We start from the raw sequence: 14,953 nt of genomic DNA, 5'->3' as shown, positions 1-14,953 counted from the left end.
ACGCCATTGAAAGTCTGAACATGCAGTTACGCAAGATCATCAAGACCCGTGGCCACTTCCCGAACGACGAGGCGGCCATCAAGCTGCTCTGGCTGGCGCTACGCAATGTGCTGGCCAAATCCGTTCGCGCAGCCTTCGACTGGAAGTCGGCCATGAACCAGTTTGCTATCCTGTTTGGAGACCGATTCACGCAGGCGCGCGGATAATGATTCCTTTAACCGCCTCGCCCACGAAAATGCGGATAGGTTCCCTGTGCGGGGCGGCACCTACTTTTCTTTGCCAGCGGCAAAGAAAAGTAGGCAAAAGAAAGCCGCTCAAACCGCTAGCGCCTGCCACAGTTCACCTCGCGCCATGAATGGTGAATGGCTCCGGAGCGTCTGTCACCTCGCACCACCAACGCTAGTGACAAGGCGCTCATTCATCCCGCTGCTCGCTACGCGCGCTGCGGTTGGGCCTGCAAGGGAAACCAGGGGGCATTGTCAGCCTTGGCGAGAATGCACGCGCACCAATGGTTTTTGGTCATGCCCTTCGGCGCGCGAAGCGCCGCCGGAAGGATGAGCGCCTTGTCACTACCTTTGAAGGTGCGAGGTGACAGACGCTCCGGAGCCATTCACCATTTACGGCGAGATGTGAACTGTGGCAGGCGCTAGCGGTTTGAGCGGCTTTCTTTTGCCTACTTTTCTTTGCCGCTGGCAAAGAAAAGTAGGTGCCGCCCCGCACAGGGGCAACGCCTGCATACCGACGCGAACACAAGGCAACCCCAAAGCAACCCCAAAGCGCTCAACTCACAGACGGTTTTCTGCTAGCCCCTGCATACCACCAACACCCTCGCCGCAAGGCAAAGACATATCGCCAGCGCCCGCCGCCTCCCCAAACTCAACCTCAACCTCGCCATTCAAAACCGCCCGCGCCCGCGCAACATCCATCGCACCTTCCCACCTTGCGACCACGATCGTCGCAACGCCATTCCCAATCAGATTCGTCACAGCACGAGCTTCATTGAGAAACCGATCGACCCCCAACAACAGCACGAGCCCGGAAACCGGAATTTTATGCATCGAAGCGAGCGTCGCCGCGAGTGCAACAAACCCCGCTCCCGCCACCCCGGCAGACCCCTTCGAAGTCAGCAGCAAAACGCTCAGCACGACAAGCTGATCGAGCAGCGAGAGATGAATGTTCATCGCCTGCGCCACGAAGAGGGCCGCCATCGTGAGATAGATCGCCGTGCCGTCCGCGTTGAACGTATAGCCAGTCGGCAACACCATGCCGACAACCGGACGCGAACAGCCGAGGTTCTCCATCTTGACGAGCATCTGCGGCAGCACGGCCTCGGTCGACGCCGTGCCGAACGTGATCAGGATTTCGTCCCGGATATAGCGGAGATACTTCCACAGCGAAAAGCCGCAAACGCGCATGACGAGCCCGAGCACCACCACGACGAAGAATATCGACGTCACGTACAGACAAAGCATCAACTCGCCAAACGACGCCAGCGTGCCGAGCCCGTACTTCGCGATGGTGAACGCCATGCCGCCAAACGCGCCCACGGGCGCGACATACATGACGATCCGCACGACGCCGAACATGCCCTGCAAGAACATGTCGAGCATATCGACGAGCGGTGCGGTGCGCGGGCCGAGCTTCGCCAGCGCAATGGCAAACAGCACCGAGAAAAAGATGATCGGCAGAATTTCACCGTTCGCAAACGCGCCGACGATGCTGTTCGGCACGACGCTCATGAGGAACCCGAGCGCCGTGTGGTCATGCGCTGCGTGCGCGTAGCTGGCGATCGCCGAGCTGTCGAGGTGCGCCGGATCGATGTTCATGCCGCTGCCCGGCTTGATCACGTTCACGACGACGAGGCCCACGAGAAGCGCGATGGTCGAAGCCACTTCGAAGTAGAGCAACGCCTTCACGCCTACGCGGCCCGCCTCGTGCAGATCGTTCATCCGGGCAATGCCCACGACGACCGAAGCGAAGATGATCGGCGCGAGCGCCATGCGGATCAGCTTGATGAAGAGGTCGCCAAGCGGTTTCAGATCGGCTCCGATATCCGGATAGAAGTGGCCGACAAGAATGCCCGCCAGGATACCGATCAAGACCTGTATGTAGAGCTTCGAAAGATACTTTTTGAGTTTCGAGGGCCGCATGTCTGTCTCCTGAGCATGGCGCCATCCAGGTGATTTCGGGCGACCGCCAACCGCCATGCGTGCAGCGGTTGTGTTTCCGGTCGCGCTTTACTGTTCGCTTCGGCGTCAGGCCGCGAGCTTCTGCATTTGCGCAAACAGGTCGGCCTTGCCCTCAAAGCCGATGCCAGGCAGGTCGGGCATCGTGATGTAGCCGTTGTCGACCTTCACGCCGTCGGGGAAGCCGCCATAAGGCTGGAACAGATCGGGGTACGACTCGTTGCCGCCAAGCCCGAGGCCTGCCGCGATGTTGAGCGACATCTGATGGCCGCCGTGCGGAATGCAGCGGCTCGCGGACCAGCCGTGCTGATGCAGCATCTCCAGCGTGCGCAGATATTCGACGAGGCCATAGCTCAACGCGCAGTCGAACTGCAGCCAGTCGCGGTCGGGACGCATGCCGCCGTAGCGGATGAGGTTGCGCGCGTCCTGCATCGAGAACAGATCCTCGCCGGTCGCCATCGGCTTGTCGTAGTAGTTGCGCAGCGTCGCCTGCAATTCGAAGTCGAGCGGGTCGCCCGGCTCCTCGTACCAGAACAGGTCGTATTGCGAGAGCGCTTTCGCGTACTGGATCGCGGTGTCCAGATCGAAACGGCCGTTGGCGTCGACGGCAAGCTTCTGGCCGTCGCCCAGCACGCTCAGGATCGAATCGATGCGGCGCAGGTCCTCGTCGAGCGACGCGCCGCCAATCTTCTTCTTCACGACCGTGTAGCCGCGGTCGATATAGCTGCGCATTTCGTCCTTGAGCTTGTTGTGGTCCTGGCCTGGGTAGTAGTAGCCGCCTGCCGCATACACGAAGATCTTGCGGTCGGGCTGGCCGTTGCCGTAGCGCTCGGCGAGCAACTGGAACAGCGGCTTGCCTTCGATCTTCGCCACGACGTCCCACACCGCCATGTCGATCGTGCCGATCGCAACCGAGCGCTCGCCGTGGCCGCCCGGCTTCTCGTTGGTGAACATCGTCGCCCAGATCTTGTGCGGGTCGAGGTTGTCGCCGGCGTCGTTCACGAGCGAGGCGGGATCGGCTTCGAGAATGCGCGGGATGAAGCGCTCGCGCATCAGCGTGCCCTGGCCATAGCGGCCATTCGAGTTGAAGCCATAGCCGATGACGGGCTTGCCGTCGCGGATCACGTCGGTGACCACGGCGACGAGGCTGAGCGTCATCTTGCTGAAGTCGATATAGGCGTTGCGGATCGAGGAACTGATCGGCACGGTTTTTTCGCGGATTTCAACGATTCTCACGGATGTCTCCTGGTGGCACGGCCAGCATGCGCGGGCGTTCTCGCGGTCGTTCGCGATGAGCTGGCTGTGGGAGACGCTAGGTTATGCGCCCGGATCGGTACTATGATTCACTTGTTTTCACATCTTTATTAACTTACGGTGAAGAATGACCTGACCTCCTACCTGGCGTTTTTCGTCCTGCTCGGACGTTACGGAAACCTTTCAAGCGTTGCGCGGGACATGGACATCACGCCGCCGGCGGCGACCAAGCGGCTCGCGCAGCTCGAGGCGCGCCTGGGCGTGCGGCTCGTCAACCGGACCACCCGCAGCGTGAGCCTGACCGCCGAAGGCGAGACCTTTTTGCACTACGCGACGCGAATTCTTGCCGAAGTGAAGGAAATGGAGGATGTGGTGTCGTCGAGCCGCTCCGTGACGCGCGGCTTGCTGCGTGTGAACGCGACGCTCGGCTTTGGGCGCACGACGATCGCGCCGCTCGTTTCGGAGTTTGCGAGGCGCAATCCGCATGTCGAAGTGCAGCTCGATGTCACCGACCGGCCGATCGACCTCGTCGAAAGCGGCGTGGATCTGGCGATCCGTTTTGGCGAGCTGCCCGACAAGCGGCTCATTGCGCGGCGCATCATGACGAACCGCCGCTTGCTGTGCGCGTCGCCGCGCTATCTGGAGACGCAGGGCACGCCCGCAACGCTCGGCGATCTCGCCAATCATCAGTGCATCGTGCATCGACAGAACGACAACGCCTACGGCATATGGCGCCTCGCGCGCGGTGGCGAGGCGCATTCGGTGAAGGTGCACGGCATGCTGTCGAGCAACGACGGCGATATCGTGCTTGGCTGGGCGCTCGACGGGCACGGCATTCTGCTGCGCTCGGAGTGGGACCTCGCGAAGTATCTGGAGAGCGGGCGGCTGCGCGTCGTGCTGCCTGAGTTCGTGCAGCCGCTTGCCGATTTGTTCGTGTATTACCCGAACAGGCGCAATCAATCGGCGCGTGCGCGTGCGTTCATCGATTTTCTGGCGGAGCGGTTCAATCGGCAGACTGCGGTCGCTGCGCCCGCGCAATCGGGCGCGTGAAGCCCCTTTTTTGTCTCCCCCACCGTAGACAATCCATCCGGCTGGAAAGGAAGCGGTGGTGATTACAGCCGGCCAATGTTTGCGGTAACGTGCGCGTTTGCACAGGCTGGAATGACGCCACGAACAGGAGAGAGACAGATGACAAAGCGAGTGATAGTGACCGGCGGCAGCGGCCTTGCCGGCAAATGGGTGGTCGAGAACCTGGTAGCGCACGGCTACGAAGTGTTGAATCTGGACCGTGTGCCTATGCCGAAGCGCACCGCGCGCACGCTGATCACGGACATCACCGACGCGGGCCAGGTTTTCAATGCGATCGCATCGACCACGGCGCCGGTGGAATTCGCCGACGACCTGGAGCCGAAACCGATCGACGCGATCGTTCACTTCGCGGCGATTCCCCGCATCATGTTGACGACCGATAACGAGGTCTACCGCATCAACGTGATGGGGACCTACAACATCCTCGACGCCGCTGCGAAGCTGGGGGTCCGCAAGGTGATCGTGGCATCGAGCGAGACGACTTACGGCGTGGTGTTTGCCCACCGGCATCGCGATCCCGCGTACTTTCCGCTCGACGAGAACTATCCGGTGGATCCGATGGACAGCTACGCGACCTCGAAAGTGGTCAACGAAGTGACCGCGAAGGCATTCCAGGCGCGCACCGGGTCGGACATCTACTGTTTTCGCATTGGCAACGTGCTCGATCCCGAGGACTACGCGAAGTTCTCCACGTGGCTCAAGGACCCGGCGCTGCGCAAGCGCATTGCGTGGAGCTATATCGACGGGCGAGACCTCGCCAACGCGTGCAGGCTGGCCATCGAAACAGACGGGCTCGGCTTCGAGATCATGAACGTCGCAGCGGATGACGTGTCGTCCGACTTGCCGACCCAGACGCTGCTGGATCGCTACTATCCGGGCGTGCCGGTCAAGAAGGCCCTCGGCGAGTTCGAGACGCTGCTCAGCAACGAGAAGCTCAAACGGCTATTGGGCTGGCAACAGCAGCACTACTGGCGCGACGAGGCGAAACGCTTCAATCCGTAAGCGCTGTAAACGCGGAGGGCCAGCGTGCGCTGGCCCCGTTCACGACATCGATGCTTCCGGCGTCAGGCCGCCAGCTTGAGCGCCTGCGAGAAGTCCGCAATCAGGTCGTCGATATCCTCGATGCCCGCCGATAGCCGCAGCATGCCGTCGGAGATGCCCATCGCCTTGCGCGTTTGCGCCCCGGCTTCGAAAAAGATCGTCGGCGCGACGGGAATGATGAGCGTGCGCGTGTCGCCGAGGCCGGTCGCCTTGATCGGCAGTTCGAGGGCGTTGACGACGTCGATCATGCGCTCCACGTTGAGCAGTTCGAACGAGAGCAGCCACGACGCGCCCTTGAAGAGCGCCTGTGCGACCTCGTATTGCGGATGGCTCTTCAAGCCCGGATAGAACACCTTGCCAATGGCGGCATGGCCTTCGAGGAACTGCGCGAGTGCGAGCGCATTGTCGCTGCTTTGCTTCACGCGCAGGGCGAGCGTTTCCGCGCCCATCGCGATGGCGTGCGCCTGCTCGGACGACAACGATGCCCCCATGTCCCGCAGGCCCTTCTTGCGGATCTGCAGGAGCCCCTGATCTTTCGCCGCCGAACGCCGGTAGTCGTCGGCGATATTCGGGTACGCGCTCCAGTCGAACAGGCCCGTATCGGTCACCGCGCCACCGAGCGCGGCGCCATGGCCCGCGATGGTCTTCGTCAACGAGTTGATGACGAGGCTCGCGCCGACCGCCTTCGGCTGGAACAAGGCGGGCGAGGTAATCGTGTTGTCGACGACGTAGACAATGCCGCGCTCGCGGCACAGCTCGCCGATGCCTTGCAGGTCGGGAATCTGCGTGCCCGGATTTGCGATGGTTTCGACGAACACCATGCGCGTATTCGGCTGGATGGCGTTCTTCACGTTTGCGGCGTCGCAGGCATCGACGGTCGTGACTTCCACGCCGAGCGTGCGCAATGTGCCGAACAGGCTGTTGGTATTGCCGAACACATAGCGGCTCGACACGAGATGATCGCCCGCGCGCAGGAGCGTGAGGAAGGTTGCCGTGATCGCGGCCATGCCGGTGCTGAAGCAGACCGTGCCGCTGCCGCCTTCCAGGCTCGTGATCTTGCGCTCGAGCGCGGCGGTCGTCGGGGTGCCTTGCCGCGCGTAGTTGAAACCGCCTTTCTTCGTGCCCTGAAACACGCCGATCAGGTCCTCGACGCGCTCGAAACCATATTGCACGGACGTATGAATCGGCTGGCGCACGCCGCCGTGCTCGGTGCCCGCGATCCTGTCGCCGTGAACGATGCCAGTGGTGAAGCCTTGCTTGCTCATTCTTACTCCGTTTCTCAAGTCGATTGCATTTGGCACATTATCGCCTGTAACGCGTGTCGCCGGCACCCACGCGCACCGGGCCCATCCGGCGCGCGCTAACGCAGTTCGGACTCCGACGGTTCCAGCACGCTGCGCAGCTTGCCGAGCAGCCAGTTGACGAACGCGTTGTTGTGCCGATAGTGATTCCAGGTGGGAATCTGGCGGGCGCCCAGAATGCGTTTGAACTCGTAGGACGTCGCGCCCAGCTCGATTTCCTCGAAGCCTTCCCGAATGCCGAATTCGACCGTGCGAATGAACATGGCGAAATACAAACCGTATTGCTGACTCTTGTCGTAGTCGAGCCCGATATAGCGGTTGACGAGGTGCCGTCCCTTGCCGATCAACTGGGTGAAGCCAATCAACTCGTCGTCGAGAAAGTACAGCAGATAATGGCTAAGGCTGCGGGTATTGGCGAAATACTCCGGCGTGAGCTTCTCGAACTTCAACTCGGCCTTTTGCCAGGTGTTCAGATAGAGCGCATACACGCTGGCGACGAGGTGATCGGGCAGACCCGCGCATTCTTCATAGCGCAACGGGGCGGCTTTCTTCAGTTTGCGCTTGAGCAGGTTCCTGCGGTCGCTCTTCATGGCCTGGTAGTAGTCCGGGCCGATCGACAGCACGGGCACCGGCAGGCCTTTTGCGGCCACGAAGCCGCGCAGCGGCAAGTCTTCGGCGAAACCCTTGTATGCGAGCAGGCTCCCTTTCTTCGCAAGCGCCGTGCTGATGGCCGCGAGCGTCTCCTGCGAGACTTCGCCCTGGATGCGGCCGGCATCGACGGTCGGATGCCCGATGCAGGCCAGCTTGAAGCGGACCCAGCTCAAGCTGCGCTTCAGCCAGCCGCTGGGAAGCAGCGTGTTGAGCCGGAAATCCATCACGAAGTAGGGCGCCACGGTAACGAGCGCGCTGTCCCGGTACACGGCGAAATAACCGAAGCTGAAATCATCCAGCCGGGCCGTCTGAAAGGCCTGGTAAAACTCCGCCCCCTCCGGCTCGTCGCGCAGAAACCCCTCTGGCGGAGCGACCAGATCCTCGATGTGCAGCATGGATTGTGGTCCCTTTTTTCTGATTGCTTTGTCGACTGCCCGATGTCGGGCACCGATTGTCGGCGATCTGCGCTTCGTTGTCGATTGGCATCGCCGCGCTCGCGGGAGGCGTCACAGCTGCGAATCGAGCAGGGCGGCCGCGTGTTCGAGCAGCTTTTCCCTGAACGACCGGCGGCGCCAGTCTTCAAGCGTGATGCGTTTGGCGAGGGCGACGTCGGCGTCGAAAATGGCCGTCTGCTGGCGCGCGAAATCACGGTCGTAGATGTTGAGATTGGCCTCGTCGTTGAGCTTGAACGAGCGGCTGTCGAAGTTGGTCGAGCCGACCGACACCAGATATTCGTCGACGACGATCACCTTGCAGTGGAACATCGTCGGCTGATACTCGTACATCTCCCCGCCGGCCGCGAGCAGGTCGCCCCAGCACGCGCGTGACGCCTCGCGCACCGTGTGGGTGTCGATGCGCTTGCCCGGCGTGATGATGCGCACCTTCACGCCGCGCTTCACTGCCTCGACGATCGCGTTGATCGTCAGCTTGTCCGGCACGAAGTACGCCGTCGACAAATGGATGGAGCGCGCCGCGGCGGTGATCGCCATGAGGTACATCAGCTCCATGTCGTCGCTGCCGCCCGAGGGCGAGCTGCTGAACACGTGCGCGAGGCCGTTGCCCGCGGCGTCGATCGCGGGAAAGTACTGCGGGCCGTGCAGCACATTGCCCGTCGACTTGACCCAGTTGTCCATGAAGACCGCCTGCATTTGTCCGACCGCCGGGCCTTCGATGCGAAAGTGCGTGTCGCGCCAATGCTTCTCGTCCTGCGCGTGCCCGGTCCATTCGTCCGCGATACCCACGCCCCCCGTAAAACCGACGCGTCCATCGATCACGAGCAACTTGCGGTGGGTGCGGTCGTTCATGCGGCCGAGGCCGGTCCAGTGGGGCTTGTGATACAGCACGAGCTGGGCGCCCGCCTCGCGCAGCATCCGTTGATAACGCTTGTCCATCTTCGACGAGCCAACCCAGTCGAGCAGCACGTGCACGGCGATACCCGCGCGCGCCTTGTCGGACAGCGCACGCGCGATTTCCTCGCCAATCGCGCCGGACCAGTAGATGAAGGTCTCAAAGGTGATGGTGTGCTGGGCCGAGCGGATGCCCGCCAGCATCGACGGAAAGATTTCGTCGCCGTTCAGGAGCGCGTCGAAGCGGTTGCCTCCCACGACAGGCGGCCCGAGCAGCAGCCCCATCGAGCGGATGAACTGCGGACTGTCGCTCGCGTAAAGCCGGTTGATCTTGTGCTCGATCTTCTTTTCGCCGCTCGTGAGGTTCGCAATCACCAGGATGACGACGAGCGTCACCGCGACCGTCACGACAATGAGGGCAATGGTGGACATGCGTAGGCCTCGCCTCGCGGATGGGAACGATGCCCTGCTGTAGCACATTGCATGCGCAAGCAGCGCTGGGCGATCAATCGGGTTCGTCGGCTCCGGCCATGGGGTCCAGATTCGCCTGCAATTTCATGATGACGCGGTGCAAGGTCTTGATTTCGTTGACGGTCACGCCCTCGGAGAGGCGGTTGACCCAGGGGGCCTGAAGACGCATGGCCGCTTCGAAGGCTTGCCGGCCCTCGTCGGTCAAAACGACAAGCTGCGCGCGGCGGTGGTGGGGATTGGCCTCGAAGCGGACCAGACCGTCGTTGGCGAGGTCGTTCACGATTCGTTGCACGTTTTGCCGGTTGGCCCCCAGATCCCGGGCGATCCAGGCCACTGGCTGCGGCCGCTCCGCGGCACTGATGGCGCCAAGCATTTGCCAACGTGCGCTCGTGAGCCCGAGGCCCTCGACCAGGCGGTCGCCCGAGGTGAGCAGTCCGCTATTGAGCCGGAAGAGATCGAGCATGATGCTCGACAGGAATTCGCCGGCCGGGGTTCTGGCAGGTTCGCGCATATGTCACCCTATTTCTAAATTGACATCATCATGTCAATTTACTATAAATTGGCCATGACCGTTTGACATCATGCTTTTAGAATCTGGAGTGCACCATGCTGCAATTGCGACCGCTTGATCCTTCCTTCCCGATCGAACGTCAACTTGCCGTTGACGCCGAGCCCGTTGTGCTCGTGAACGTTTTCACACTGGATCTGGCCGATGAGGCGAAGTTTCTCGAGGCCTGGCAGAACGACGCTGCGTTCATGAAGCAGCAACCCGGTTTTATTTCAACGCAACTCCATCGCGCGCTTGGAGAGCAGCCGGCTTATATGAATTACGCTGTCTGGGAATCCACGGCGCATTTTCGGGCGGCGTTCTCTGCGCCGGCGTTCCGGTCGAGTCTGGCCGCTTATCCTTCCTCGGTGATCGCGTCGCCGCATATCTTCCAGAAAGTTGCCGTGCCCGGTATTTGCGAGAGCTAGGCTTTTTTGCCGTCGTTGCGGCTCGATTTCAGATCGCTGCCGGTTGCCGGCCCTCGGCCGCGTGGCGGCGAAGAGCGGGCAAATCGTGGAAAAACAACGCGATGATCAATGGGTACCGGCGGCCAGAACCGTTGAGATCACGCCGGTCGTGCTGGCAACGAGCACGTAGTCGCCGGCTACGCCGACCCAATGGTAGCCGCGCGGGGGCGCTTTCAGGCCATGCTGATTCCAGTTTTCGACCACAAAAATCCGGTCACGATATTCAGCCGGCAGGCGGTCGCCACGATGCCAGTCGCGATGCGGAATCGCACCGACCGGACGGTTGGCTCTTTCGATCGACGTGGGCGGCGGGTTGCCAGGGCGGTGTTCAGGCTGCGATGCGAACGCGGTGCCTGTCGTTGCGAGCAGGGCGGCAATAATGAAGAATGTCGTGACTTTCGCTTTCATGGTGAATGCTCCAAATAGCGTTCAAGAAAAGAGGAAGTGAGATGAAATTTCCTTAGGAATATTGATCACTCACTAACGGATTCACTTCCACCGGATTCGCTGGCGCGACGCTCCTCATCGGCGACGCGGTTCGACGTACGCTTCTTGACGAGGGATTCGCCATGCGGGGCGGTGCTCGGCATTGGCAAGCGGGCCATGGCCATGAACGGTGCCATCATGAGGAGGCCGGCAATCGCGAACGAGGCGTTGAGTCGGTTGATGTACGTGTTCATGGTTTTCTCCCTGGCAATGAAATAAAGGATGACTAAATTACCGATGGATTGACTCGAGGTTCGAGGGACACCCCGGGAAGAGGCTTCCGAATCCAAAGCTTGCACCAAGTTTACATTTCGTAAGATTTGCTTTCAAGCAATGGGAGCGAAGTTTTTGTGCGGCGTATCGCCTCACAAAATTAGAGCGCGAACACGGCGACGGTGGCCGCCCGAGCCGCAAGGCGAGCCGCGGCCGGGCGTGTCAGTCAGTGACGGCCAGCCTGCGTTGCACAGACCAGCCGGGGAACAGGCTCAGAGCGCGAGGACGCGAGCCTCGACGCGCGCGAGATGCTTGACGTGGCGCGGCGCGGGTACGAGATCGGCACCCGAAAACAGCACCGGGGCGCCGTGCTCTGCGCCGAGTGCTTTGTCGCCGCATTCGTACGCGACGATTACCTGCTCGCCAACGGGCGTGTTGAAAAGTTCATGCCACGAGAACGTCACGAAGTAGCCGTCATGGCCGACGGCGAGGAAGATCATGCGCTTGAAGTCGCCGTCCACGTCGTTGCGCAGTTCGGCATGCGCGAGCAGGTCCGTCAGGCGTACGCCGCGATAGGGCGCGACCGCCCGGATGAAGCGCTGCGTCGTGTAGCAGCGCAGGTCGAACGCCGGGCCCGTCGCGGCCGGATATTGCCGGAGCGCCTCGAGCGAGAGGAACAGTGGACGCACGAGGCTGCCCGTGAGCTGGAGCGAGACTCTTTGCCCAGCGGTGTGGTCGATCGGGGCAGGGGCGGTCGCGATTTCCATGCGTGAGTCTCCGTACTCGCTATAGTCCCGCGTATATTACGCTCGCGATCGGCCGGAGTCAGCCTCGCGAGCAAGATGCCGGACATGCCGCGGCGGTTATGTTCTCCAGGGCGCACGCGGCATGCGCGCGAAATCAGGCGATGGCGCCATCCCTGAGCCTGAACGCGGCCACGGTCTCGCGAAGCGCGTGCGCCTGCTCGGCCAGCGCATACGTCGCCGCCGATGCCTCCTCCACGAGCGCCGCGTTCTGCTGCGTGACCTCGTCCATTTGCGTGACGGCGATGTTCACCTGCTCGATGCCCGTCGACTGTTCGCGCGACGCCGTCGAAATGTCTTGCACGGTGCCGGAAACCCGCTGCACGGCTTCGACGATCTCGTCGATGATGTGGCCGGCGTCGGCCACCTGGGACGATCCGCTTTCGACGTGTTCTTTCGACTGCTCGATGAGCGCCTTGATCTCGCGCGCCGCGCTCGCGCTGCGCTGCGCGAGCGTGCGGACTTCGCCCGCGACAACGGCGAAACCGCGGCCTTGCTCGCCCGCCCGCGCCGCTTCGACGGCGGCGTTGAGCGCAAGAATATTGGTCTGGAACGCGATGCCGTCGATCAATCCGATGATCTCGCCGACCTTGCTCGAACTGTCCGCAATGGACTGCATCGTGCCGACCACGCCGCGCATCACCGTGCCGCCGCGCGCCGCAGTCTGCGCCGCCGTACCCGCAAGCGAGCTGACGTGCTCCGCATTCTGCGCGTTCATGCGTACGATCGACGTCAGCTCTTCCATGCTCGCGGCCGTTTCTTCGAGCGACGCCGCCTGCTCTTCGGTGCGCGAGGACAGATTCTGGTTGCCCGAGGCGATCTGCGCGCTCGCCGTTGCCACGCCTTCGGCGTTGGCGCGGACCTCGCTCACCACGCGCGCGAGGCTCGTCTGCATTTTCGCGAGCGCCGTGAGCAGTTCCGCGGTTTCGTCGTCGCCATGCGTATGCAGATCGGTCGACAGGTCGCCGTCGGCGACCTCGCGCGCAAACTCCACGGCGCGGCCCAGCGGGCTCGTTACCGTGCGGCTGAACAGCACGCCGCCCGCCAGCGCAAGCAGGAACGCGACCACCATCAGCACGGCGCTCACGAGGGTGGCGTGCGCGGCCTGCACCGCGGCCTGTGCGGCCACTTGCGCGTTGGCGGCGGCAATGGTCTGCGCGGCGCGGTCGAGCAGTTGGGCCGGCGCGCGATCGACGCCGGCGACCACGGTATCGCCCGCAACGGGATCGGCGCCCGCCGCCTTGAATGCCTCGAAGCCCTTGCGATACCCCTGGCCCATCGCCTCGTGCGCGTCGGCGAACTGCGCGACGAGCGTGCGCGCTTCGCCTTCGGGCAGTTTCGTTTCGAGCGCGGCGGCGAGATCGTTCACGGTGCGCTCGCGCTTCTGAAACGCGCTCCAGTAACGATCGAGTTTTTGCGGGTCCTTGCCGCGCAGGAGTGTGTCTTTCCACTCCTGCACCTGCAGCTTGAACTCGACGAGCGTGGCCGACACCATGCGCTCGTTCGCGGCGGCGTCCTGCACGGTGGTGCGGTAGGTATCGATGGCCTGATTGAGCGTGTGGATGCCGTAGAACGCACCCGCCGACATGAGGGTGAGGGAGGCTGCGAAAGCGAGCGGAATCTTGCGGCTGAGTTTCATGGGGGTCGAATGGCTGTAAATGCAAGGCGCATGACGCGCCGACCTCCTTATTACGGCTCGAGCCTGCCCTTCTTGAGCTTTAGCGCATTTCGCCGCCTTTCCTCATACGTAAGCCGTTGCAAGCACCTTGCGCGCGGGCGGCGCCGCGAACTACAGATCGGCAATTGCGTAGCCCTTCGAAAGTTGAAACCGTCGCGTCATGGGAAGCGGAGATGTGGAGGGCACAACACGCGATAGATCAGGCATATTCGTGACAAAATCAGGTCGGATGAAATAATAAGGTTTGCGAAATAACTAGCTGTCCAACGGCGAGATGCGGTTGAGGCGAGGGACGGTGAAGCGACGGATGCAGCGACACCCAGCTCGGCGTTGCGGTCGTATTCCAGCTTGCCTGACGCGCCCACGTATCCGTTTTTATCGCGTTTGCGTCGGCGGTATGTGCCGCTGGGCTGGGCGCGCGCTTTCACTCGCGATTGATAGAATTGCGCAACGCGCAAGCAACCCCTCGAATCGAAGGAGCCAGTCTGAATGTCGCCGAACACGGAAACCGAATTTTTTCGTCTTCTCGCAAACAGCTATCGCCGCCTGGTGGGCGTTGCGCTCGTGCCCGAAGGCATGAGCGACACCGAGGGCGCGGCCTGGCTCTACGAGCACGCGCCGTTCGGATTGCTTGCGCACGGCACGCAGGCGGACCCCGTGTTCATGTATGGCAATCGTCGCGCACAAGCGATCTTCGGCTACGACTGGGACGAAATCACGGCGCTGCCTTCGCGTCTTTCCGCGCAGGCGCCCGAGCGTAGCGAGCGGCAGGCATTTCTCGATTCGGTGACGCGCGAAGGCTTCGTGAAAGACTATCGCGGCATCCGCATCACGAAGTCAGGGCAGCGCTTCTGGATCGAGCGCGCGACCGTATGGCAACTGATCGACGAAGTCGGCGTGCTGCGCGGGCAGGCGGCGATGATTCCGCATGTCGCGCCTTGCTGATGCGGCTTGGGTTCACGAAGCCCGTCATTATTTTGCCTTCGGCGGACCCTTGCGGTTCGCCTGCGGCGCTGCCACGGCATAGCCTGCGAGAAATACGTCGATTGCCCGGTTCACGACCCCCAGCAATTTCGCGGGCGAGGCTTTGACCTCATAGCCAAGCGTCGCGATTTCGACCAACTCGGCTTCGAGAAGCGCCAGCAGATGGTGCGCGGCGACGCCTGCGTCACAGGGCCGAATCGTGCCCGCCTCGATCGCGCTGGCCAGAAAGTCGCGCACATGCATCAATCCCCGTTTCGGACCCGATTCGTACAAGGCCGGCCCACGTTCGACCGGTCGACCTCCTGATAGCACAGGCGGCGTGTCGCGAGAAAAGAGGGCTGCAGCACTGCCGTCAGGTAGTGGATCCCAAACGCGACGAGCGACTCGCCTGGCGGTATATCGAGCGTCAGCTGACTGAACGCATGGCGGATTTCCG

16 protein-coding genes are annotated in these 14,953 nt (G+C 62.2%); 5 read left to right on the top strand and 11 right to left on the bottom strand.

Going from position 1 to position 14,953, the window contains the following annotated elements:
• Nucleotides 1-206, top strand: a 206-nt coding sequence (locus M3I56_RS31995; protein WP_254357379.1) for a transposase, incomplete at its 5' end; no start/stop codon positions are given.
• Between the two features lie 579 nt (nt 207-785).
• Here the strand turns inward: M3I56_RS31995 and dctA are convergent.
• A complete protein-coding gene (gene dctA, locus M3I56_RS31990) occupies nt 786-2,150 on the bottom strand; it encodes a C4-dicarboxylate transporter DctA (protein ID WP_254357377.1) in 1,365 nt (454 codons plus the stop codon).
• 105 nt (nt 2,151-2,255) lie between these two features.
• A complete protein-coding gene (locus M3I56_RS31985) occupies nt 2,256-3,422 on the bottom strand; it encodes a mandelate racemase/muconate lactonizing enzyme family protein (RefSeq protein ID WP_028207962.1) in 1,167 nt (388 codons plus the stop codon).
• A 138-nt stretch (nt 3,423-3,560) separates the two neighbouring features.
• On the opposite strand from M3I56_RS31985, the gene M3I56_RS31980 reads away from it, so the two are divergent.
• Both M3I56_RS31980 and M3I56_RS31975 read left to right on the top strand, forming a co-directional pair.
• Complete coding sequence (locus M3I56_RS31980) at nt 3,561-4,490, top strand: LysR substrate-binding domain-containing protein (RefSeq protein WP_254357375.1); 930 nt, start codon at nt 3,561-3,563, stop codon at nt 4,488-4,490.
• Nucleotides 4,491-4,628: 138 nt separating this feature from the next.
• Entirely contained in the window at nt 4,629-5,531 is a 903-nt protein-coding gene (locus M3I56_RS31975) for an NAD(P)-dependent oxidoreductase (protein ID WP_110388101.1), read from the top strand.
• 62 nt (nt 5,532-5,593) lie between these two features.
• On the opposite strand, the gene M3I56_RS31970 is transcribed toward M3I56_RS31975, so the two are convergent.
• From M3I56_RS31970 to M3I56_RS31955, 4 genes are all read right to left on the bottom strand, one after another.
• Nucleotides 5,594-6,835, bottom strand: coding sequence for a cystathionine gamma-synthase family protein (locus tag M3I56_RS31970; RefSeq protein ID WP_254357373.1), 1,242 nt, complete (start codon nt 6,833-6,835; stop codon nt 5,594-5,596).
• A gap of 95 nt (nt 6,836-6,930) precedes the next feature.
• Nucleotides 6,931-7,917: a GNAT family N-acetyltransferase gene (locus tag M3I56_RS31965; RefSeq protein WP_254357371.1), complete on the bottom strand. Its 987-nt coding sequence runs from the start codon at nt 7,915-7,917 to the stop codon at nt 6,931-6,933.
• 111 nt (nt 7,918-8,028) lie between these two features.
• Entirely contained in the window at nt 8,029-9,300 is a 1,272-nt protein-coding gene (cls, locus tag M3I56_RS31960) for a cardiolipin synthase (RefSeq protein ID WP_254357369.1), read from the bottom strand.
• Between the two features lie 73 nt (nt 9,301-9,373).
• Entirely contained in the window at nt 9,374-9,850 is a 477-nt protein-coding gene (locus M3I56_RS31955) for a MarR family winged helix-turn-helix transcriptional regulator (RefSeq protein ID WP_254357367.1), read from the bottom strand.
• A gap of 95 nt (nt 9,851-9,945) precedes the next feature.
• Here M3I56_RS31955 and M3I56_RS31950 point away from each other — a divergent pair, with 95 nt between their 5' ends.
• Complete coding sequence (locus tag M3I56_RS31950) at nt 9,946-10,314, top strand: antibiotic biosynthesis monooxygenase (RefSeq protein WP_254357366.1); 369 nt, start codon at nt 9,946-9,948, stop codon at nt 10,312-10,314.
• 105 nt (nt 10,315-10,419) lie between these two features.
• On the opposite strand, the gene M3I56_RS31945 is transcribed toward M3I56_RS31950, so the two are convergent.
• From M3I56_RS31945 to M3I56_RS31930, 4 genes are all read right to left on the bottom strand, one after another.
• Nucleotides 10,420-10,761, bottom strand: a complete 342-nt coding sequence (locus tag M3I56_RS31945) for an RcnB family protein (RefSeq protein WP_254357364.1) — start codon at nt 10,759-10,761, stop codon at nt 10,420-10,422.
• A gap of 65 nt (nt 10,762-10,826) precedes the next feature.
• The gene (locus M3I56_RS31940; protein WP_254357362.1) at nt 10,827-11,033 is read right to left on the bottom strand and encodes a hypothetical protein; all 207 of its coding nucleotides are present in this window, start codon (nt 11,031-11,033) and stop codon (nt 10,827-10,829) included.
• Between the two features lie 291 nt (nt 11,034-11,324).
• Entirely contained in the window at nt 11,325-11,819 is a 495-nt protein-coding gene (locus M3I56_RS31935) for a molybdopterin-dependent oxidoreductase (protein WP_254357360.1), read from the bottom strand.
• Nucleotides 11,820-11,952: 133 nt separating this feature from the next.
• Nucleotides 11,953-13,494 carry a methyl-accepting chemotaxis protein gene (locus M3I56_RS31930; protein WP_254357358.1) on the bottom strand — a complete coding sequence of 514 codons (1,542 nt, stop codon included), beginning with the start codon at nt 13,492-13,494 and terminating at the stop codon, nt 11,953-11,955.
• A 528-nt stretch (nt 13,495-14,022) separates the two neighbouring features.
• Between M3I56_RS31930 and M3I56_RS31925 the strand changes: the two genes are divergently transcribed.
• Nucleotides 14,023-14,478: an MEKHLA domain-containing protein gene (locus M3I56_RS31925; protein ID WP_254357356.1), complete on the top strand. Its 456-nt coding sequence runs from the start codon at nt 14,023-14,025 to the stop codon at nt 14,476-14,478.
• Nucleotides 14,479-14,505: 27 nt separating this feature from the next.
• Here M3I56_RS31925 and M3I56_RS41185 read toward each other — a convergent pair whose 3' ends face one another.
• The gene (locus M3I56_RS41185; protein ID WP_309249199.1) at nt 14,506-14,829 is read right to left on the bottom strand and encodes a TetR/AcrR family transcriptional regulator C-terminal domain-containing protein; all 324 of its coding nucleotides are present in this window, start codon (nt 14,827-14,829) and stop codon (nt 14,506-14,508) included.
• Nucleotides 14,830-14,953: the final 124 nt, after the last annotated feature.

Source organism: Paraburkholderia sp. CNPSo 3281, from assembly GCF_024206515.1.
Classification (GTDB): Bacteria; Pseudomonadota; Gammaproteobacteria; order Burkholderiales; family Burkholderiaceae; genus Paraburkholderia; species Paraburkholderia nodosa.
Note: the sequence above shows the minus strand (reverse complement) of the source record. Positions and strands in the feature narration are given on the sequence as shown.

Bases quoted from the DNA above. Each gene is read 5' to 3' on its own strand.
- M3I56_RS31970 (WP_254357373.1), bottom strand. From the start codon at position 6,835: ATGAGCAAGCAAGGCTTCACCACTGGCATCGTTCACGGCGACAGGATC.
- M3I56_RS31965 (WP_254357371.1), bottom strand. From the start codon at position 7,917: ATGCTGCACATCGAGGATCTGGTCGCTCCGCCAGAGGGGTTTCTGCGC.
- M3I56_RS31975 (WP_110388101.1), top strand. From the start codon at position 4,629: ATGACAAAGCGAGTGATAGTGACCGGCGGCAGCGGCCTTGCCGGCAAA.
- M3I56_RS31945 (WP_254357364.1), bottom strand. From the start codon at position 10,761: ATGAAAGCGAAAGTCACGACATTCTTCATTATTGCCGCCCTGCTCGCA.
- cls (WP_254357369.1), bottom strand. From the start codon at position 9,300: ATGTCCACCATTGCCCTCATTGTCGTGACGGTCGCGGTGACGCTCGTC.
- M3I56_RS31930 (WP_254357358.1), bottom strand. From the start codon at position 13,494: ATGAAACTCAGCCGCAAGATTCCGCTCGCTTTCGCAGCCTCCCTCACC.
- M3I56_RS31950 (WP_254357366.1), top strand. From the start codon at position 9,946: ATGCTGCAATTGCGACCGCTTGATCCTTCCTTCCCGATCGAACGTCAA.
- M3I56_RS31925 (WP_254357356.1), top strand. From the start codon at position 14,023: ATGTCGCCGAACACGGAAACCGAATTTTTTCGTCTTCTCGCAAACAGC.
- M3I56_RS31955 (WP_254357367.1), bottom strand. From the start codon at position 9,850: ATGCGCGAACCTGCCAGAACCCCGGCCGGCGAATTCCTGTCGAGCATC.
- M3I56_RS31940 (WP_254357362.1), bottom strand. From the start codon at position 11,033: ATGAACACGTACATCAACCGACTCAACGCCTCGTTCGCGATTGCCGGC.
- M3I56_RS31935 (WP_254357360.1), bottom strand. From the start codon at position 11,819: ATGGAAATCGCGACCGCCCCTGCCCCGATCGACCACACCGCTGGGCAA.
- dctA (WP_254357377.1), bottom strand. From the start codon at position 2,150: ATGCGGCCCTCGAAACTCAAAAAGTATCTTTCGAAGCTCTACATACAG.